General features: G+C 62.7%; 18 protein-coding genes and 1 pseudogene. 8 read left to right on the top strand and 11 right to left on the bottom strand.

The window, feature by feature from the left end; all coding sequences use genetic code 11:
- The first annotated feature begins 6 nt into the window (after positions 1–6).
- The 3 genes and pseudogenes from QMX91_RS14000 to QMX91_RS13990 all read left to right on the top strand — a co-directional run.
- Positions 7–513 carry a sigma-70 family RNA polymerase sigma factor gene (locus tag QMX91_RS14000; RefSeq protein WP_098968115.1) on the top strand — a complete coding sequence of 169 codons (507 nt, stop codon included), beginning with the start codon at positions 7–9 and terminating at the stop codon, positions 511–513.
- Positions 510–1,265 (top strand): anti-sigma factor, encoded by a 756-nt coding sequence (locus QMX91_RS13995; RefSeq protein ID WP_282412904.1) that lies wholly within the window; start codon positions 510–512, stop codon positions 1,263–1,265. Before QMX91_RS14000 ends, QMX91_RS13995 begins: the two co-directional genes overlap by 4 nt.
- A 19-nt stretch (positions 1,266–1,284) precedes the next feature.
- Positions 1,285–1,368: pseudogene (locus QMX91_RS13990) on the top strand (metal ABC transporter ATP-binding protein); the annotation flags it as partial.
- A gap of 22 nt (positions 1,369–1,390) precedes the next feature.
- Here QMX91_RS13990 and QMX91_RS13985 read toward each other — a convergent pair.
- The 7 genes from QMX91_RS13985 to QMX91_RS13955 form a co-directional block, all read right to left on the bottom strand.
- Positions 1,391–2,362 (bottom strand): spore coat U domain-containing protein, encoded by a 972-nt coding sequence (locus QMX91_RS13985; protein ID WP_098968113.1) that lies wholly within the window; start codon positions 2,360–2,362, stop codon positions 1,391–1,393.
- Positions 2,359–4,716: a fimbria/pilus outer membrane usher protein gene (locus QMX91_RS13980; RefSeq protein ID WP_282412903.1), complete on the bottom strand. Its 2,358-nt coding sequence runs from the start codon at positions 4,714–4,716 to the stop codon at positions 2,359–2,361. Before QMX91_RS13980 ends, QMX91_RS13985 begins: the two co-directional genes overlap by 4 nt.
- Positions 4,717–4,960: 244 nt before the next feature.
- The gene (locus tag QMX91_RS13975) at positions 4,961–5,749 is read right to left on the bottom strand and encodes a molecular chaperone (protein ID WP_096795679.1); all 789 of its coding nucleotides are present in this window, start codon (positions 5,747–5,749) and stop codon (positions 4,961–4,963) included.
- Between the two features lie 34 nt (positions 5,750–5,783).
- Positions 5,784–6,284, bottom strand: coding sequence for a spore coat U domain-containing protein (locus QMX91_RS13970; protein ID WP_282412902.1), 501 nt, complete (start codon positions 6,282–6,284; stop codon positions 5,784–5,786).
- 4 nt (positions 6,285–6,288) lie between these two features.
- Complete coding sequence (locus QMX91_RS13965) at positions 6,289–6,825, bottom strand: spore coat U domain-containing protein (RefSeq protein ID WP_027614606.1); 537 nt, start codon at positions 6,823–6,825, stop codon at positions 6,289–6,291.
- A 20-nt stretch (positions 6,826–6,845) separates the two neighbouring features.
- Entirely contained in the window at positions 6,846–7,379 is a 534-nt protein-coding gene (locus tag QMX91_RS13960) for a spore coat U domain-containing protein (RefSeq protein WP_096795681.1), read from the bottom strand.
- Between the two features lie 104 nt (positions 7,380–7,483).
- Positions 7,484–8,005: a spore coat U domain-containing protein gene (locus QMX91_RS13955; protein WP_097088184.1), complete on the bottom strand. Its 522-nt coding sequence runs from the start codon at positions 8,003–8,005 to the stop codon at positions 7,484–7,486.
- Between the two features lie 287 nt (positions 8,006–8,292).
- On the opposite strand from QMX91_RS13955, the gene zapE reads away from it, so the two are divergent.
- Together zapE and QMX91_RS13945 are read left to right on the top strand one after the other, a co-directional pair.
- Complete coding sequence (gene zapE, locus QMX91_RS13950) at positions 8,293–9,414, top strand: cell division protein ZapE (protein WP_282412901.1); 1,122 nt, start codon at positions 8,293–8,295, stop codon at positions 9,412–9,414.
- A 212-nt stretch (positions 9,415–9,626) separates the two neighbouring features.
- Positions 9,627–10,940 (top strand): protein kinase, encoded by a 1,314-nt coding sequence (locus QMX91_RS13945; protein ID WP_282412900.1) that lies wholly within the window; start codon positions 9,627–9,629, stop codon positions 10,938–10,940.
- A gap of 124 nt (positions 10,941–11,064) precedes the next feature.
- On the opposite strand, the gene QMX91_RS13940 is transcribed toward QMX91_RS13945, so the two are convergent.
- Positions 11,065–11,769 (bottom strand): YebC/PmpR family DNA-binding transcriptional regulator, encoded by a 705-nt coding sequence (locus QMX91_RS13940; protein ID WP_027614601.1) that lies wholly within the window; start codon positions 11,767–11,769, stop codon positions 11,065–11,067.
- Between the two features lie 219 nt (positions 11,770–11,988).
- On the opposite strand from QMX91_RS13940, the gene tssI reads away from it, so the two are divergent.
- A complete protein-coding gene (gene tssI / locus QMX91_RS13935; RefSeq protein WP_282412899.1) occupies positions 11,989–13,374 on the top strand; it encodes a type VI secretion system tip protein TssI/VgrG in 1,386 nt (461 codons plus the stop codon).
- A gap of 741 nt (positions 13,375–14,115) precedes the next feature.
- Here tssI and QMX91_RS13930 read toward each other — a convergent pair.
- Complete coding sequence (locus tag QMX91_RS13930) at positions 14,116–15,507, bottom strand: FAD-dependent oxidoreductase (protein WP_282412898.1); 1,392 nt, start codon at positions 15,505–15,507, stop codon at positions 14,116–14,118.
- A 71-nt stretch (positions 15,508–15,578) separates the two neighbouring features.
- Complete coding sequence (locus tag QMX91_RS13925; RefSeq protein ID WP_027614598.1) at positions 15,579–16,904, bottom strand: MFS transporter; 1,326 nt, start codon at positions 16,902–16,904, stop codon at positions 15,579–15,581.
- A gap of 269 nt (positions 16,905–17,173) precedes the next feature.
- On the opposite strand from QMX91_RS13925, the gene QMX91_RS13920 reads away from it, so the two are divergent.
- Positions 17,174–18,046, top strand: a complete 873-nt coding sequence (locus QMX91_RS13920; RefSeq protein ID WP_096795687.1) for a LysR family transcriptional regulator — start codon at positions 17,174–17,176, stop codon at positions 18,044–18,046.
- 122 nt (positions 18,047–18,168) lie between these two features.
- Here the strand turns inward: QMX91_RS13920 and QMX91_RS13915 are convergent, their stop codons facing one another.
- Positions 18,169–19,029, bottom strand: a complete 861-nt coding sequence (locus QMX91_RS13915; RefSeq protein ID WP_202369796.1) for a LysR substrate-binding domain-containing protein — start codon at positions 19,027–19,029, stop codon at positions 18,169–18,171.
- Positions 19,030–19,142: 113 nt separating this feature from the next.
- Between QMX91_RS13915 and QMX91_RS13910 the strand changes: the two genes are divergently transcribed.
- Complete coding sequence (locus QMX91_RS13910; RefSeq protein WP_282412897.1) at positions 19,143–20,252, top strand: 2-aminoethylphosphonate--pyruvate transaminase; 1,110 nt, start codon at positions 19,143–19,145, stop codon at positions 20,250–20,252.
- Positions 20,253–20,349: the final 97 nt, after the last annotated feature.

Here is a 20,349-nt window from a genome sequence, read left to right as displayed (position 1 = left end):
AAATTCATGAGCGAATTCGACGAACAGTTGAGAGAAATCATTCCCAGATTGCGCCGCTTTGCCGTGTCATTGACCCGCAACAGCAGCAGCGCCGACGATCTGGTGCAGGCCAGCCTCGAGCGGGCCCTGTCCGGCTGGGGTGCGAAACGCGCCGAGGGTGATGTGCGCGCGTGGCTGTTCGCGATTCTCTATCGGCAATTTCTCGACGCCCATCGGCGCTCGCGTCGTTATGCGCGGATGCTTGAATTCTTCACCGGTCGCGACGACGCCGAACCCTCGGTCGAGCGCACCGTGATCGCCCAATCGACCCTGCAAGCCTTCGATCGCCTGCCCACCGAACAACGCGCGCTGTTGCTGATGGTCTCGGTCGAAGGCCTGAGCTACAAGGAAGTCGCCGAAATTCTGGACGTCCCCACCGGCACGGTGATGTCGCGCCTGTCCCGCGCCCGCCAAGCCTTGCGCCAACTCAGCGACGGCGAAATCAGCAGCCCTTCCTTGCGGATACTCAAATGATCAGCATGCCCCCCAGCGAGCGCGACCTGCACGCGTACGTCGATCACCAACTCAACGAAGCCGACCGGCGTCTGGTCGACACCTGGCTGACCACTCACCCGGAAGCCGCCGCGCAGGTGCGCGCTTGGCAGCACGACGCCCAGTTGTTGCGCGCAGCCCTGGGCGGTGCCTTGCAGCAACCGGCCAATCCGGAGCTCGATCCCACGCTGATTCGCCAGCGCCTCAAGCGTCAGTCGCGACGTCATCTGGCCAGCGCGGCGGTGTTGCTGATCGCGGTCGGCATCGGCGGTTTAAGTGGCTGGCAGGCGCGGGAAATGACCCTCGTGCGCTCTTCCACACTACCGATGACCGATGCCTTGCAGGCCTATCGTTTGATCGCCCAGCAAGGGATATTACCGGCGGACTACAAGGTCGACACTGACGGCGACATGCAGCATTGGCTCGACCGTTATTTCACCCAGGCCAGTCGCTTGCCGGATCTGAAATCCGCCGGTTTCGAACCGGTCAGTGGCCGCCTGCTCAGCACCGATGAAGGCCCGGCGGCGATGGTGGTGTATGAGGATCGCAGCGGCCACAAGGTCAGTTTCTACGTGCGGCCACCGGGGCCGAAGAACACCTTCCTGCCACGCGGCAGTCGCAGCGACGGCGATCTGCAGGCCGATTACTGGTCCGGTGGCGGGTACAACTATGCGATGGTCAGCCCGACGGATTCGCCGGCGGTGCAGCAATTGAGGCAGTCACTGCCATTGTGAAAACTGCGCCAATCCCCCTGTGGGAGCGGGCTTGCTCGCGAAAGCGGTAGATCAGCCACCATCATTGCTGAATGACACACCGTATTCGCGAGCAAGCCCGCTCCTACAGGGGCTCATCGTATGAGTCAGAACCCTACATCGAGCACCACATTGTCCAGGTACGTCCCCGCCGGCGGTGTGGTCTGATCGGTGTAGATCTTCGCGTTGTAGTTGAAGATCTGACTTCCGGTACCCAGCCCATTCCCCGGATTCACCTCGGCGTCGGTACTGGAGCGGCGCGCGCTGCCGACGCTGCCCCACCGGGTGGTGCCAGCGCTTTTGAAGATATCGTAGGCCAGATAATTACTTCCGGAAATCATCCGCCGCCGACCGCCGACACTGACCGGGTTCTGTCCGTCGCTCAAACCGACGGTGTAAGCACTGCCCTTGGTGCAGGCCAGATTGATGGTCTGCCCGGTCACCGGGGTAAAGGCACTGATTACCGGTGCACTGCCAAAGGCAATGTTCGGCGCAGTAATCGTGCAGTCGTTGGACACGGTCAGGTTCACCGTCAACGTCGCGGTACCGCTATTGATGTCGCGCCCCAGACAAACACTGCCGATACCGATCCCGGAGCAGTAATTCCAGTTCCAGAAAATGCTCAGGGTTTCCGTATAAACCCCGGCGGCGACGTTACTGCCAATGGTCGTGCCCAAGTACAGCGGCACGGTTTTCGGGGTGGTGCCGTTGAGCAGCCCCAAAGCATCGATGATGCCGTTGCGGGCGAAGTCGAAGGCGGTGCCACGGGTGACCGGGTAGCTGGTGCTGTTGTTGGCGTAGATCGTGTAGCCGATGACGTCACCGGTCGGCCCGAGCAAGCCGCTCTGGGTCGAGGTAATGGTGGCGTAGAAATGGTCGTTGCTGGTCAGCAATGACAACAGCGAACCGGTACAACTCAACCCGGCATTGAGCGTGGAACTGGGCTGCGTCGTGGTGCGCACGGCAATCGAACTGATCGAACCGAACGCCGCCGGCGTGGTGCTGACCACCGAACACAAGGCCTGCGCCATCCCCGGCAGCAGCAACGCCAGACACAGGCAAATCCGCGCCGCGCTCATTGGCACACCAACGGGCCGATCAGCGGCACCTGGCTTTGCTGCATATCCACGGCGAATTGCGCGTTGCAGGTCTTGCCGTCGGCCAGCGTCACCTGCAACGAGTTCTGCGCCTGGAGGTTTTCCAGATAGACCAAGCCGTCCCAACCGACCACCGTGCGCGTACCGCTCTGCTCATGAAGCACACCCGTGCCCAATGGCAATTCACGCTGCTGCGCATCCACCAGCACAATACTCGCAGCGATCACCCGGGTCAGTGGAAACTCCAGCAAATAACCGCTGCCACGGCGCACGGCGATGCGTTGTTCGACGTTGGGGCTGCGCACGTTGGCCGGCAGATTCAGCGGATCGATTTCGTATTTGCCGCGGTAGTACGCGCTGCTCCAAGGCACCAGCAAGTGGCCGTTTTTATCGGTTTGACCGACCTGCTGGTTTTCGTAGCGCACCGGAATGTCGGCGAAACCCTCGGTGCTGACCACCACAAACGCGTCGTCGATGCGATTGGCGGCGAACACCTGGCGGTCCATCCACACCAGCGAGCCACTGGCATCGGCCCAACGGGTCTCGGCGTCGGACGTGCCGTAGACACCGGCCTGCAACTGCACCGATTGCAGACGCCAGGTCACATCAGCCTGACGATAATCGGGGCCATCACCCTTGGCGTAACCCAGATTGAAACCCACCCCGCCCTCGGTCGGCACCGAACGACTGTAATTAACCCGCTGCTGACTCTGCCCGGTCTTGCTGCGCTCGCTGCTGATCGCCAGGCTGCCGCGCAGATCGAACGGGATCACCAGTTGCGCTTGCACCGCCCAGTGGCTGTCGCCGATCTCGCGGTTGGCCGACAGATAGAAGCTGCTGTTGCGCCACAGCGGTTTGCTCCAGCTCAGGTTGAGCAGACGCGTGCGCGAATCGTCCGCCGCGCGCACATCGAAATAACCGGCACCGAGGCTGCCCCAGCGCTCGAGGTTGACGCTCAGGGTCGCCTGCTCGCTGCGCCGGCTGAGGCTGATATAAGGGCTGTCGATCCCGCTGAGGTCGGCGTACTGATCGTGGCGTTGCAGGCGCTGCCAGGAAAAACTGTAGCGCTGGCTGCTGTACTGATAACCGAGACTCACCTGCTCGCCGCCGTCGCCGTCGAATCGGCTCTGACTGATGGCGCTGTTGAGTACGCCGAAATTGCCCAGACGCCAATTGCCGCCGATCCCGCCGAGGGTCAGCGAGTCAGCCGCTTCGGCGTGGCTTTCCAGGGTGAAGCTGTCGCTGACACCGTAGCGCAGGCTGCCGGAGGTCATGCCAGGGCCATAGCTGAAGTCCTTCAAACCGTAATCGCGGCGCAACGTACCGGCCGCCACCGAGAAATCACTCAGGCCTTTTTGCAGCAGACTGCTGGTGACATAGAACGGCACCGTGGTCGACACCTGCCGCCCCAGCGCATCGGTGGTCACCACCACGGCCTCACCGGCGCCGTTGATGAAAGGAATGTTGGTCAGGGTATACGGACCCGGTTGCAGGTCGGTGCTGCTCGACTTGTAGCCGTTGATGAACAGATCCACCGACGACGGCACAGCGGCCTCACCGGCGAACTGCGGCAACGGATAGGTGACCAGATCCGGACGCACGGCAAAGTCCCGCGAGAACTGCACACCGCCCAGACGCACCGAGTTGCTCCACGGCAAGGCGTCGCTGATCACGTCCCCGCCCTCGTAGGTGAGCATTCGCTCGTCGTCGGAGTAACGCCAGGTGGTGTCGTAGCGCAGGTAGCCGTTGCCCAGTGTGCTGACCGAATCGCCGGACAAGGTACGCCGGTACTGCCCGGTGTTGGACAACGTGCCCCAGCTATCGAACAGCCGCACCTCGTTCCACGCCGCCAGATAAGTGCCGGCATCGTCGGTGTCGTTGAGGTACAGGTCATAGTTGAACAACGCGCCGAAACTGCTCAGCGCCGGGGTGCGCGGATAGTTCTCGCGATTACCGATGAACTGATCCGGCAGCCACTGCGGTGGCACCACCAGCAGCAGGCGCTGGCCGACACTGTCGTATTCGCTGTGCAGTCCAGGCAGGCCGTCGAGATCAACTTCAGCACCAGGATTGCCCGGCAGTTTCATCCCGGTTTCAGCCAATACGCTGGCCGGCAAAAACAGATGCCCGTCACGTTGCTGCACCGCCACCACCCGCCCGGTGTTCATCTGATTGACCACCAACTCCAGAAACAACTGTGCATCACTCACGGCCTCCATGCCGCTGGGCGGTGGCGGCAGTTCGCCGGCCTGGGATGGTTGCACGAACATCAGGCACCACGCGCCGGTCATGAGCCACAACGGACGCTGAATACGACGAGCCCATCCCGGGCTCATACACGCTTTACGTCCGTCAATGGACTCGATCCTCCTGATGCCACTCTTGCCAAAGCCAGTTATCTTTCTCTGGAATTTTGACGACACGATGCATTCATTGTGGCGAGGGAGCTTGCTCCCGCTCGGCGGCACAGCCGTCGTCAGAACTGTTTAAGCGGACTGCCTGACATGGCTTGGGGCGGCTTCGCAACCCAGCGGGAGCAAGCTCCCTCGCCACAAAAGTCCACTCGGCATGGCTCCCTTTTCAGCGTCCCGGCGCAATGCTCTGCACCTGCGCCCCGCCATTGACTCGCACTTGCAACGCCGACTCACTCGCCAACGCTCCAGGTGCCGGCCAGCGCATCACCGCGCCCGGCAGCACATAACCCAGCAACCCCTCGGCTAATGGCTTGCTCTGTCCACCCTGTTTGATCGCGACGTCGGTCAGCCGCGCATGCACAGCGCCCTGATTGCGCACTTCGATATACGGTCGACCGTCCACCGCCACCGTGCGCCAGCTCAGCTGCGGCACACCGATACCTTTGGGGTCACGCGGGCGGGTGCTGTCTTCCTTGCTCCACAGCCCCGCGCCGTAGGCAAACAAGGGCACCGAATAGCGCATCTGAAAGCGGATCGCGGCCGCGGTCTTGCCGCCCTCGGCAGCCGGCGGCTGGGCAGAAGGGATTTCGTCGATGATGATCCGGTAGGCCAGTTCCTGCCCCGGCGGCACATCCTTGGTCCGGGTCAGGCGCACCAGTTGTTTTTGCCCCGGCTCGATCTTCGCCACTGGCGGGCTGCCGATCACGTCGCGCTGGTTCTGGTATTGCTCTGCAAAGCCGCTCTGGCTCCAGCCGAACACGCGGATCTGCAGGTTGGCGGTTTCCGTGCCACGGTTTTCCAGCCATAGCGCACTGGCCTGTTGATCGGCCTCCAGCACCGGATCGATCGGCCAGATCAGCACCGAACTGGCGGCCTGCGCATGGCCGGCCCCGAGCATGACCAGCGCCAGCAACGCGCCCTGCAACAACGAATGCCCAGACGTAACTGCCCCCATGAACCTGCTCCTTGTCGGCCATTCAAATGTCGCTTTACCACGACAGCTGCACCTGCAACACGTCGCTGTACGTCCCCCCGGGCTGATTGCCCGGCAATTGCACCTGACCGTAAATCGGCAGGCTGATGTTGTTCGCATCGCTATAGGCCACCGCCACGCTCTGGCCGATGCCCAGGCTCTGGCTGTAAGCCGCATCGCGAAACAGCGCATACGCCACCCGCGCACTGCCGCTGTTGATCTGCATGTGGCGACCGCTGCTGTTGTACTGGCCGCCATCGACCGTCATGTTCAGTGCCACCCCCTGCGTGCATTGCAACTGCACGCCGCCGGTCAATGCCACTTGCACCGTGCCGGTCGCGAGGGCCGAACTCGAACCGAAATTCAGTCCGCCGTAATTCGACACCCCGCCCACCACCAGGCATCCCGGCGTGATGGTCGCGCTGACCTGAAAGCTCTGGCTGGTCGCCGCCCCCAGCGGCAGCGGCACACTGCCCGCACAGAGCAGGAGCAGCGCGGCACAGCCTTGGCGGCGCATGGCATCAGAACGTCAGTTCAACAGCGACGGTGTCGGTGTAAGTCCCTGCCGGCAGCCCGGCCTTGCCCACCGCCTGACCGTAGATATTCACCGTCTGCGCCACGCCAGTGCTGGTCGCCAGATTGATCGTGCCGTCGATCGGCAGCAGCTGCGAATGCCCGGCATCGGTGTAGAAGTCGTACGGCACGTAGTTGGCGACACCGTCATACAACGCACGAGCGCCGCCCGGCGACTGTCCGTCGTGAGCACCGGCGCGCACTTTGACCACCGGGGTCGTGCCGCTGGAGCAGAGAATCGACAGCGCCCCGCCGCCACCGCCCAGTACCTGCCCGCTCGCGGTGGTGAACAGACTGTTGGCGGTGCCGAAGTTCAGCGCACCGAAGTTCAGCCCGGTGGAACCGCCGGCACCGTTGACCTGACAGCTGCTGATCAGGGTCAGGCTGGCGGTGATCTGGCCGGTGACCGTGGTGGCGGCGTGGGCACTGGAAACCAGCGTCAGGCCGAGCAACGACAAACCTATCCTTGATGCAAACTTGCGCATGGTGTCCGTCCTCTACGGGGTTACCAGTCGAGCGTCACCGTCAGCGTGTCGGTGTAGACACCTGCCGGAACCGCGCGGGTATTCGCCACCACCGTGCCAAACACCGGAATCGGTATCTGCGCACCGCTGGTGACAGCGAAATTGTGTTGTTGGCCAATGCTGTAGCGTTGGCTGCCGGAGGCATCCAGAAAGAGTTGATAAGGCAGGGTCTGGCGCCCGTTGCTCAGGCGGCGGGTGGTGCCGTCACCGTGGCTGCCGCCGTCGATGGTGACGGTGAAACCGGTGACCGAGGGATTGCAGGCGACGTTCAGCTTGCCGCTGCTGTCGCCGTCGAGACTGGCCTTGATCGGCGCGTTCCAGGTCGGCCCCTGCTGACCGAAATCGAGGGTGCCCAGATTGCTCACCGGGATCGCCGGGGTGGCGCTGTTGGTGACTTCGCACCCAGCGATCAGGATCAGCCGCGCATTGATCTGCCCACTGATCGCCGCCTGTGCGTCGTCAGCGAGCAACAGCAACGTACCCGTGGCGATAACCATCCAGTGCTTGCCTGTCATTGCGTCCGTCCTACTCCTTCAGGATGCCTGCGTACCTTGCGTTCAGCATTGAACGCCCCTTCCCTGCGCAACCCGCCTCCAGCGGATTGCCTGAAATCCTGCACTCACCAGGTCACGGTGACTTTCACCAGATCCGAATAGCGGCTGACCTGCGGCACCTGCGCCAGACGCTCGATCCGCGCGTACAGCGGCAGCTCCACCGTGCCGGTGTCCGGCACCCGGCCGCTGACTGGCACGTTCACCACCAGCGGCACCCGGCGCGCCGCGTCCTGATACAGCCGATATGGAATCGGCTGGCTCCCCGCCGCCCCCGCCATGTAGCGAACCTCGCCAACGCCACCATGCAGGCCACCGTCGACCCGCAGTTGATACGGCGTGTCAGGGTTGCATTCCAGACGTGGCAACCGTTGGTTGGTCAGCGCCGCACCCAGTGGCCCGGCCGGGTCGTCGAGACGCGCAATACTGCCGAAATCCAGCACGCCCAATTGTTCGATACCCGCCTCGCGCTGCTGGCCGATCAACTGGCAGCCACGCTGCACGTCAACGCGGACTTCGACCTGAAGATCCGCCGCATGCACCGAGGCCCCAAGCACCCCGAGCAGGCCCATCACCACACGTACAATCACTGTCCCATTCCTTGTGAGGGAACATCCTGGATGACGTTACTGTGTTTCAGGGTAGCAACGGACGACGAATCCGCCAGTCGATTGGATCCATGGTCCTGCCGGGATATGTTTCGAAAGTTTGGCAACACGGCGAATTACATCGCTGAAAATAGCTGTACGTCCCGCACAAATCTGTTCAGTGATCGCCCACAGTCGACGAGCCGCGATGGAAGCCGGGCGCAGCCTCTGGTTACACTACGGCGCCGCGCTCCCGGGCGCCGGTCTGATGAACACGGAGTGACTGCACTGTGCCCTCACGAGCGCCCAAACGATCGCCACTGACCCTGCGCTGGTCGGCGCTGCGCCGCTGGTTCGCCAAGGGCCGGCCCGCGCATGCCGGGCATGACGCGAATGCCCAGTCGATCCGCGACTATTTCCGGCACAAGGCCCATAGTCAGGGTTACACCCTCAGCCACAGCCAACAGCGGGTGATCGATTGCATGGCGCAGCAGGCCAGCCTGTTGTTCGGCGCCAAGCCGCAAATGCCGCCGAGCCTGTACCTGCATGGCGCGGTCGGACGCGGCAAGAGCTGGCTGCTCGACGGTTTTTTCCAGGCACTGCCGACCGCGCAGAAACAGCGCGTGCATTTCCATGAATTCTTTGCCCGGTTGCATCAGGGCATGTTTAACCATCGCGAACAGGACGACGCTCTCGGCGTCACCCTCGACGAGCTGTTAGCCGATTGCCGGGTACTGTGTTTCGACGAATTTCATGTGCATGACATCGGCGATGCGATGCTCATCACCCGCCTGTTCAAGGCCTTGTTCCAGCGCGGGACTCTGCTGCTGGTGACTTCCAACTATCCGCCGGAAGGCTTGCTGCCCAACCCGCTCTATCACGCGCGCTTCAAACCGGTGATCGAATTGATCAACGCCCGAATGCAAGTGATGGAGGTCGGCGGCCCGCACGATTACCGCAGCCAGGCGAGCAACCATGCGCATCAGGTTTTCACGCAGGGCCACTATGTGTGGCCAGCCACCGCAACCCAGCGCGAGGCGCTGAACCTGCCGCCCGAAGGTGCCCCGGCCATTGCGTTGCCGGTGGGCAGCCGACACGTTCAGGCGCGTCTGTGCGATGGCAGCCGGGTCGCTTTCGCCTTCAGCGACGTGTGCGAGCAACCGACAGCGGTGATGGATTATCTGGAGCTGTGTCGGCGTTTCGACCAGTGGATCATCGACGACCTGCCGGAACTCGGTGAGTGCTCGATCGCCGCACAACAGCGCTTCATCAACCTGATCGACGTGCTCTACGACCAGGACAAGCACCTGACCCTGCTCAGCCGCTTGCCACTGCGCGAGGCCCTTGGCGGGAATGCCATCGATCTGGCGCGCACCCGCAGTCGCCTGGGGCAGTTGCAGGAAATCCACTGACAACTCGGATCCCCTGTGGGAGCGGGCTTGCTCGCGAAAGCGGAGTGTCAGTGACGAATCGCTGACTGACAGGACGCCTTCGCGAGCAAGCTCGCTCCCACAGGGTTTCCGGTGTTATCGAGAGTCGGGTCAATGCAAATCCCGGCTTTGCCGTTATCATGTCGCCCATTCCGAGCGCCCGGCGCTTCTTTCCTTTGATAGTGAACATCCCCATGCACACCCTTGCTCAATTGCGCGCCGGCGAGTTGTCGGGCATTACCCGGCTGGATCTGTCTTGCGGCCTGACCGAGTTCCCCCGGGAGATTTTCGAACTGGCCGATACGCTGGAGGTGCTCAACCTCAGCGGCAACGCCTTGAGCAGTCTGCCCGATGATCTGCATCGCCTGACCAGGATGCGCATCCTGTTCTGCTCGGACAACCACTTCACCGAGGTGCCGGAATGCGTCGGAAAATGCGCGGCGCTGACGATGATCGGCTTCAAGGCCAACCGCATCAGCCACGTGCCGGGCGCAGCACTGCCGCCGCTGCTGCGCTGGTTGATCCTGACCGACAACTGCATCGAAAGCCTGCCCGTCGAACTGGGTGAGCGCCCGTATCTGCAAAAACTGCTGCTGGCCGGGAATCGCCTGCAAGCGCTGCCCGCCTCAATGAGCCAGTGCCATCGCCTGGAGTTGATCCGCATCGCCGCCAACCAGATGCGTGAACTGCCGCAGTGGCTGCTGACCCTGCCGAGCCTGACCTGGCTGGCGTATGCCGGCAATCCGCTGGAGACCGAAGCCGATGCCGCCGCGCTGGAAGCCACGCCGCTGATCGACTGGTCGGCGCTGCGTCTGGAACAGCGCCTGGGCGAAGGCGCCTCGGGGGTGATTTCCCGGGCGCAGTGGCAGCGCGCCGACGGCTCGCAGGTGCCGGTCGCGGTGAAGCTCTATAAAGGTGAAATGACCAGCGACGGTTCGCCGCTGCACGAGATGAACGCCTGCATCACCGCCGGCTTGCACCCGAACCTGATCCGCGTGGAAGGCCGTATTCACGGGCATCCCGATGGCCAACAGGGGCTGGTGATGCAACTGATCGACCCAAGCTTTCGCAACCTGGCGGCATTGCCGAGCCTGGCGAGCTGCTCGCGGGATGTCTATGCCGAGGACTGCCGCTTCAGTGCCGAAGTGGCGCTGAACATTGCCAAGGGCATCGCTTCGGCGGCCGAGCACTTGCATCAACAGGGCATCACCCACGGCGATCTCTACGGCCACAACATTCTGTTGAACGATCAGGGCGATTGCTTGCTCGGGGATTTCGGCGCGGCGTCGTTCCATGCCACCACCGACAACCTGGAAACCCGGGCACTGCAACGCATCGAAGTGCGGGCGTTCGGGGTTCTGCTCGGGGAATTGCTGGCGCGCGTCGACTCGGGGTTGCGCGATGAACAACGCGAGGTGCTGGAGGCGCTGGAACAGCGTTGCTGTCAGCCGGACGTGCTGGCGCGGCCGGGGTTCAGCGAAGTGATCGAGGTCCTGGAAACGCTTTAACTGAAGCAAATCCTGTGGCGAGGGAGCTTGCTCCCGCTGGACGGCAAAGCCGTCCCAAAAACAACGACTGCCGCGCAGCCGAGCGGGAGCAAGCTCCCTCGCCACAGTTTATCTTTGCAGCAAATCAGCCCGCCAGACCGACAAACATGTCCTGCACGTCGTCGTGGTTGTCGAGGCCTTCGAGGAACGCTTCAACTTCAGCCATCTGCTCGGCGCTCAGGCCGCTGACCGGGTTCTTCGGCTGGTAGCCGAGTTTGGCCGACAGCACCGTGAAGCCTTGCTCAGGCAGGGCTTTCTGCACGGCGTCGAGGTCGGTCGGATCGGTCAGGAACAGGGTCGCGCCCTCTTCGCCCGGCTCGAAGTCCTGGGCACCGGCCTCGATCGCGGCCATTTCCGGATCGGCGTCCGGGGTGTCCGGCGACGCTTCGATCATGCCGACGTGGTTGAAGTCCCAGGCCACCGAACCGGAAGCGCCCAGTTGACCCTTGCGGAACGCCACGCGGATTTCCGCGACGGTGCGGTTGATGTTGTCAGTGACGCACTCGACGATCAACGGAACCTGATGCGGTGCGAAACCTTCGTACGTCACGCGGTGGTACTGCACGGTTTCGCCCAGCAGGCCGGCGCCTTTCTTGATGGCGCGGTCCAGGGTTTCCTTGGGCATCGAAGCTTTCTTGGCCTGCTCGACCACCAGACGCAGGTGTGCGTTGGTGGCGGTATCGGCACCGTTGCGGGCAGCGATGGTGATTTCTTTCACCAGTTTGCCGAAGATCTTGCCCTTGGCGTTGGCTGCCGCTTCTTTGTGTTTAACCTTCCACTGTGCGCCCATTACTCACTCTCTTGATCTGTGGCGCCGAGACATCTATTGGCCGACGCGTGGCGCCAAGTTTATACGGCCTAAAGTCGGCAATCGACCAAAAAAATCATTGTTGAATCGACATCGTCACCACGACTTGTAGGGCGATTCTGAAAAGCCCACCAGCCATGACCATTCGTGCTCGCGTTTTCGTACCCTCTGCCGTCCGTATTGCCCACAGAGCCCGTACGAATGCTCAATGATAAGGAAAGCCCGTTCACCCTGACCCTGATCGACGGCCCGCTGTGCCTGCCGGTCTTGCGTTTCAGTGGCAAGGAAGCACTCAATCAGCCGTTTCGCTTCGAGATTGAAATGATCGGTCTGGCACCGGCGTTGCCCCCAGGCAGTCTGCTGCGCCAACCGGCGTTCCTGCGCCTGGGCGCCGATCACGGGATCCACGGTCTGATCCACAGCGTCAGTTGCGAGCATCGCGCCAGCCACCGCATCGGCTACCAGCTGATCCTCGTCCCGCTGCTGCTGAGTCTGGACCAGCCGCCCCGGCGCCGGGTCTTCGTGCAAACGAGCGTGCCGACGATCCTCGCGCAATTGCTCGGCGAGCATGAGTTGCCGGCGGACAGTTACCGGATCGAAATGAGCGTCGGCCAATACCCGCCGCGGCCCTTTTGCATCCAGTACGAAGAAAGTGACCTGGCCTTCGTGCAACGGCTGTGTGAGGAGGAAGGCATCCACTATCACTTCGAGCATCACCCGAACGGGCATGTGCTGGTGTTTGCCGATGACAACCTCAGCCTGCCGCAGGAACCGTTGCCGGTGCCGTTTGGCATCACCGACGACACACCATCACCGCGCGTCAGCACGCTGTTTCAGCGCCATGACGCGCCACCGGTGATGGCTGCGCACGGCATTCGCAACCGCGGGCAGGAGGCCATCGCCACCGACGCGGCCAACCATCCCTTGCCCGCACTCGCACCGCAGAACCTGTCGGGCGAACAGCGTCACGCCGAACAACGCAGCCGTCGCCATCTGCAGCGCCAGCGCTGTCAGTCGCGCTCGATCCGGGGCAACTGCGATTGCAGCGCGTTGCGCAGCGGGCATCTGTTACAGATCAGCGAGCATCCGATCAATACCTTCAATGAACAATGGTTGATCACCGAACTGCACCACCAGGGCCAGCACCCCTCGATCCTCGACCCGACCACTGATGTGCATCGCTATCGAAACGACTTCACTGCCCTGCCCTGGTCAAGCGATTTTCGCCCGCCGTTGGCACAGCCGCGCCCGAACATCGGCGGCTACCATCTGGCACAAGTGCTGGGATCGCCCGGCCAGCCCGCGCAACTGGATGATCGCGGGCGCATCGGCGTCAACCTCTGGCCGGCGCAGACAACTGAGTCTGCATGCCTGTGGCTGCCAATCGCACTGACCGGCGCCGGCCGGCTCGCCACCCACCAGTTGCCCCGCGCCGGCAGTGAGGTGTGGGTCAGCTTCCTCGACAGCGACCCGGATCGACCGATTCTGTGCCTCGCCAACCCACGCCCTGCGCCACCGAGTGAAACACCACCACCGCGCGACAGCAGCCTGTTGCTCGATTGGCTGCTGCACGGTGCCGATCCCTAAGCGCCGCAGACATTGGCATTGAGTACACCTGGAAGAAACTGGGTGGTTGTGAGGTCGCTATCGCTGGCAAGCCAGCTCCCACAGTTGGATTGGGTGTGGGCTGTTGGAGGTGGGTCGGCTCGCAGGCCGCCTTCGCGAGCAAGCCCGCTCCCACAGTGGATTGGGTGTGAGCTGTTGGAGATTGGTCGGCTGGGAGATTGCTATCGCTGGCAAGCCAGCTCCCACAGTTGGATTGGGTGTGGGCTGTTGGAGATTGGTCGGCTGGGAGATTGCTATCGCTGGCAAGCCAGCTCTCACAGTTGGATTGGGTGCGGGCAGTTGGAGGCTGGTCGGCTCGTAGGCCGCCTTCGCTGGCAGGCCAGCTCCCACAGGGAGCTAAAGCCAAGCGCATGCTTTTCACCACTCAAATGGCCGAGTGTGAGCTCGCCGAAAGCTCTTGATCTTGCCGTGCCGGCCCCATCGGCAGGCTGAGTGGAGGGGTTTATCCGGGGGTGGGAGCGCAGCGACCGTTTGGCGCAGCCAAACACAGCGAGAGGAGGTGCAGCGAAGCAAACCGTAGGCGCTGCCCCCCGGATGAATCCCGGAGCGAAGGAACCCGAGCCTAAGCGAGGGCCGAACGTCAGGGTAAAGCCTTTTTGGTTACTTTTTCGGCGTCTGGAAAAAGTAACCCGCCGTAAGGGCGGAACCCTAAGCAGCCGTTACCGCAGCAACGGATATGCCCCCATAAATCAAAGCCCCCAATCACCCCTTGTCAGCCTTCCCCGCCGCCGCCGCAAACCTCGCCAACCGCACATCCAGATGCCGCGGCCGCCGCCCATGATCCTCAGTCCGCTCCTTGCGCCGAATCGCATTACGCACCATCAACGACCCCAGATACCGAATCGGCTCCGGCGGAAAATACCCCAGCGGCCCGTTCACCAACGGCGAACGGGTCCAGGGGTTATCGAGCCCCTGCACCAACGAGGCAAGAATCTGCCCGCCCATGTGACACGGCCCGACGCCACTGCCGGAATAACCAAAGCCATAAAACACATTGCCACTGGCACTCATCTGCCCGAAAAACGGCAACCCGGTGACCGATCGATCCGACGGCCCGTTCCACGTTGCGTCGATCTTTACATCGGCAAACGCCGGGAAGAAGTCGCCGAGACTGCGCTTGAGCAAATCCGCATAGGGCGATGGCTGATCGAACACCGGCAGCATCCGCCCGCCAAACGCGAAGGTATTCCCCCCCTTGCCAAGCATGATCCGGCCGTCCGGCGTGTTGTGGTAGTAGTGCACGAAAATCCGCGAATCGAGCACCGTGACACCGCTGGTCAAACCGATTTCCTGCAGCAGATCCGGGCGCGGCTCGGTGATCAGCATGTCACTGGAGACAATCGCCACGCTACGTTCGAACTGTGGAAACGCCCGGGCCATCCACGCATTCATCGCCAGTACCACACGGTCGGCTATCACGCAGCCGCCAGCGGTGTGAATGCGCGCCGGACGGCCCTCCTCCAGGCCGGTCATCGCCGTGTTCTCGTGGATCTTCACGCCCAGTTGTAACGCCACCCGACGCAGCCCGCGCACCAGTTTGCCCGGCTGCACACTGGCTGCCGCTGGCGAGAACCAGCCTTCCAGATGCTTGCTGGAACCGGCCATGCGCTGCACATCGGCCAGCGGACGCTGGGTGAACGAGTTGATGCCGTTGCGCTCAAGCGCCGTGATCACGGCGTCGGTCGAACCGACCTGCGCCTGGTTGGTGGCGGTGTACAGCGTGCCGTCGAGGCGGTAATCGGCATCGACGCCGAACTGTTCGCAGAACGCGCCGATGGCGTGGATGCTGCGCTCGGATTCCTTGACCAGGCGCACCGCCTCCTCGACGCCGAACAGCCGCTCGAGGGTGAAATACTTGGCCGACCACGACAACGCACACCCACCGTTGCGCCCACTGGCACCGGCGCCGCAGATGTCGGCTTCGATCAGCAATACGTCGAGTTCCGGGTTCTGCTGCTTGAGCATGATCGCCGTCCACAACCCGGTGTAGCCGCCGCCGACGATGCACACGTCGCTGCGCACTTCGCCTTGCAGCGACGGACACGTCGCGGATGGATCGGCCTGCAAGGCTTGCTCTAGCCAAAACGGTCGCATGGGATTCTCCAGTCAGATGGCCACGACACAGCCTGCCGCGAGCGCCGCAGCAGGCCGCAGGGCAAGGGTTTTCAGTTACGCAGGGGTTTGATGGTCAGTGGGCAATTGGGAATGGCCGCGCGCGGTTCCATCACCCCGACCGGGCGGCTGTTCCAGTGCGGAATCAGCACCAGCGCCGAGAACAATGCGCAGCCGGCGAAGACGATGAACACCGTCACCGAATCGAAGTAACCTGGCAGCAATCCGCCGAGCACTGCGCCGACCGAGCCGCAGCCGTTGACGAAGCCGGCCGCCGTGGCGCCGGCCTTGGCCTTGCCGAAGTCAATGGCGGCCGCGCCGCTGATCATCGAATCCGGCCCGTACAGGGTCAGGCCCATGACAAACAGCAACGCCACCACCAGCATCACGCTGCCGGTGTGCAACGCGCCCATGAACAGCGCCAACGTTACGGTCAGTGCCAGCAGACTGAGGACGCAGGCCGGCATGCGCCGGGCGCCGAACAGTTTGTCCGAGGCCAGACCGATCATGATCGGCCCGAGCAACCCGGCCAGTTCGAACGAGGTGGGAATGATCGCCGCGCCGACCTTGCCGACACTCGGCATCTGCTCAAAGACGATCACCGGGCCCCACAACAGAATCGCGTAACGCGCCGGTTTCAACATGAAATACGCCAGGCCCAGCACCAGCACCGTGCGGTTGCGCAGGATTTCCTTCAACGGCTCCCAGACGCTGAGCTTGCTGTTGGCTTCGGTTTCCGCGGCACTGAGTTCCGGCTCCGGCTCCACCGCCGGCAGGCCGACGTCTTCCGGTTTGTTGCGCTGAAAAATGAAGAACAACAGCGCCACCACCGCGACCACGGCCGCGCTGGAAATGAACGCCGCGTGCCAGGTGCCCATCAGCGTATACGCCCACCAGCCGGCGAACGGCGAGGCCACCAGACCGCCAAACGCATAGCAGGAGCTCCACAATCCGAGCACCCGCCCACGCTGCTGCGCCGGGAAGAAACTCCCAAGGTTTTTACACAATCCCGACCAGCCGGTGGACTGCGCCAGCCCCTGGATCAGCATGCAAGTGGCGAAGATCGGCAAGGTCGCGAAACTGCCCATCACCAATGCCGCACCAGCGGAAATCAGCAGCCCGCCAAGCACCACGACCCTCGGGCCGAAACGGTCGGCAAGCATGCCCCAAGTGAATTGGCCGATGGCGTAGGCCGCCAGATAGATCGCATCGAGGTTGGCCATGGCCATCTTGTCGAGCATGAAGGTCGGGTCTTCGGCGATGCCCAGTTTGGCCACCGAAAATGCTTTGCGGGTGAAATAGAAAGCGGCGTACGCGAGCCAGGTGACAGCGAAAATCTGCATGCGCCAACGCGCAATGGTGCCGATGTGCTTGTTCATTGTGGTTCTGACCTCAGGGTGTGAGTGTGCCGGCAGAATCGTTTAGTAAACGCCTGTGTTTTTATTGTTGAGCACTGCGCCAGCGCCCCATCCCTGATGGCGATAGCGGTCAGATGAGTCCTGTTGTTGCACGCACAGGCTCATCGCCGACGCTGCTGTCCGAGCGGACAGTCAGCGCTGGCGTGAGCGGATCAAAGCAATTACTGTTTAATAAATAAAATCGATTTATCGTATTTCACACATAAGCTCAGCTTGTTACTGGAGGCTGCATGTCGGTGTCCCACGCCCAGCTCAAAGCCTTCCACGCCGTGGCCGTCCATGGAAGCTTTACCAAAGCCGCCGAACGGCTTTTTCTCACGCAACCGGCAATTTCCGACCAGGTGCGCAAACTCGAAGAGCGCTTTGGTGTGTTGCTGTTCCATCGCAACAAGCGTTCGGTGCGCCTGACCGATCTCGGTGAGCGGCTGCTGGCGATTACTCAGCGGCTGTTTGTGATCGAGGCTGAAGCCCAGGAACTGCTGCAGGAATCCCAGGCGTTGCAGACTGGCAGCCTGATTCTCGCAGTGGACGCACCGATACACGTGCTGCCGCAGATCGCGCGGTTCTGCGAGCGGTATCCGGGGATCAGCGTGAAGATCGAGACCGGTAACACCGATGAATCGCTGTTTCGCCTGTTCAACTATCAGGCCGATCTGGCGCTGCTCGGGCGCGATGTCACTGATGAACGTCTGCTGTGCGTGCCGCTACGCAACGACCCGATGGTGGCGTTCGTCTCGCGCCATCACCCGTGGGCCGAGCGCGAGTCGATCTGTCTGGCCGATCTCGATGACACGCCGCTGGTGCTGCGCGAGCACGGCTCGGTAACCCGCCAGACTCTGGAAGAAGAAATGGCCCGCGCCGGTTTTCGCATTCGTCCGGCAATCCAGGTCGAGGGCCGGGAAGCCGCGCGCGAGGCGGTGGTGGTGGGGATCGGTGTGGGGGTGGTGTCGGCGGCGGAGTTTGGCGCGGATTCGCGAGTCTGCGCGTTGCCGATTACCGATTGCACCCGACGATTGACCGAGACGCTGGTGTGCTTGCGCGAGCAGAGTTCGCGGCGGGTGGTGGCGACATTTCTCGATATGGTGCGCGAGAGCCTTGGGTAAACCGGTCTGGCCTCATCGCGAGCAGGCTCACTCCTACAGAGGATCTATGTCGGTCAAACATTGTGTGCTCCCCACAACACTTGTAGGAGTGAGCCTGCTCGCGATTGGAGCAACACGGTGTATCAGGCCGGCGCCAGACCGAAGAACGCCTGAATCAAGCGCAACTCCCGCCGCCGCTCCATGCAGCCAATCATGTGCCGATTGACCAGCCCGTCGCCGACAATCGGAATCGCCACCACCCGCGGGTCATGGCTGACCTCCACCGACGACACCACACCCACCCCCAGCTCCGCCGCCACCGCTTCGGTCACCGCCTCACGGCTGTCCAGTTCCAGCAGCACCCGCGGATTCACCGCCGCCTGCGCACACGCCTGATCAAAGGTGCGCCGGGTGATCGAACTCGGCTCGCGCAACACCATGATCACCTGATCCAGCTCCTTGAGCTTCACTTCGCCGGCACGCTGCGCCCACGCATGCGCCGCCGGCACCAGCGCGCAGATCCGCGATTCGCTCAACGCTTGCAGATGCAGGCCCTTGCGCGGTTCGACCTCGGTCAGCACCGCCACGTCGGCATGCTCGGACAACAGCGCGGCGAGGGTTTCCTGCGCATTGCCCAGACGCAGGTTCACCGTGATTCCAGGATAGCGCGCACGCAGGCTGGCGAGCATCGGCATGACCATGTGCGGACCGTCCGCCGCCACTTCGAGGCGCCCGGTGAGCAACTGACGATTGGCTTCGAGCAGGGTTTGCGCTTCTTCGGCCAAACCGAACATCGCGCGGGTAATCGCCGCCAGTTTGGTGCCCTCCTCGGTCAGTTCGACCCGACGCGCGGTGCGCCGTAACAGGGTGATCTGGTAGTGCTCCTCCAGCGCCTTGATGTGTCCGGTGACCGCCGGCTGACTGATGAACAGGCGCGCCGCCGCGCGGGTAAAGCTGCCTTCCCGGGCCACGGCGTCGAAGGCGCGCAGCTGGAACAGATTCATGGATAACCCTCACTGATGGCTGGCATAACAACAAACAATTTGATTGATAGACCGCCGAATTGCAACGTATGCCCCGTAGCTTCATCCCACAGCGCTATCGCGAGGACACACGAATGAGTACTGCCGCACCCATCCTGCTCACTCCCGGCCCGTTGACCACGTCGGCCCGCACCCGCCAGGCAATGATGATCGACTGGGGGTCATGGGATGACCGCTTCAATCAACTGACCGCCAGCCTCTGCGAGCAATTGCTGGCAATCCTCAACGGCGCCGCCACTCACCACTGCGTGCCATTGCAGGGCAGCGGCACCTTCGCTGTCGAAGCCGCCATCGGCACCTTGGTACCGCGTGACGGCAAAATCCTCGTGCTGATCAACGGTGCCTACGGCAAGCGTCTGGCGAAGATCTGCGAAGTGCTCGGCCGCTCGTTCAGCACCTTCGAAACCGCCGAAGACGAACCGACCACCGCTGCCGACGTCGACCGCCTGCTGCGCGCCGATGGCGACATCACCCATGTCGCGCTGATCCACTGCGAAACCAGCACCGGCATCCTCAACCCGCTGCCGGAAATCGCGGACGTCGTGCAACAACACGGCAAACGCCTGATCATCGATGCCATGAGCTCGTTCGGCGCACTGCCGGTGGACGCGCAAAAAGTGCCGTTCGATGCGCTGATCGCCGCTTCGGGCAAGTGTCTGGAAGGCGTGCCGGGGATGGGTTTTGTCTTCGCCCGCAAGGAATCACTGGCTGCTGCCGCCGGCAATTCGCACTCGCTGGCGATGGACCTGCATGACCAGCACAGCTACATGCAGAAGACCGGCCAGTGGCGCTTCACCCCGCCGACCCACGTGGTCGCGGCGCTGCATGAAGCGTTGTTGCAATACAACGAAGAAGGTGGCCTGCCCGCTCGCCATGCGCGCTACGCCGCCAACTGTCAGGCGCTGATGGAAGAGATGGGCAAGCTCGGGCTGCGCAGCTTCCTGCCGGCAGCGATCCAGGCCCCGATCATCGCCACCTTCCATGCCCCGCAAGACCCGCGTTACCAGTTCAAGGACTTCTACGAACGGGTCAAGGCCAAGGGTTACATCCTCTACCCCGGCAAACTGACCCAGGTCGAAACCTTCCGCGTCGGCTGCATCGGCCACGTCAACCCGGACGAAATGCGCCAGGCCGTGGCAGCAGTGGGTGAAGTGCTGCGCGAGATGGAAGTCCTCGATATCTGAAACACCACTAATCCCCTGTGGGAGCGGGCTTGCTCGCGAAGGCGGAGTGTCAGCCGCCATCAATGTTGAATGTGCCGCCGCATTCGCGAGCAAGCCC

It is taken from the genome of Pseudomonas sp. PS01299 (assembly GCF_029960145.1).
Lineage (GTDB): Bacteria > Pseudomonadota > Gammaproteobacteria > Pseudomonadales > Pseudomonadaceae > Aquipseudomonas > Aquipseudomonas putida_A.
The sequence above is the reverse complement of the archived record's forward strand: the minus strand, read 5'-3'. Positions and strand labels throughout refer to the sequence as shown.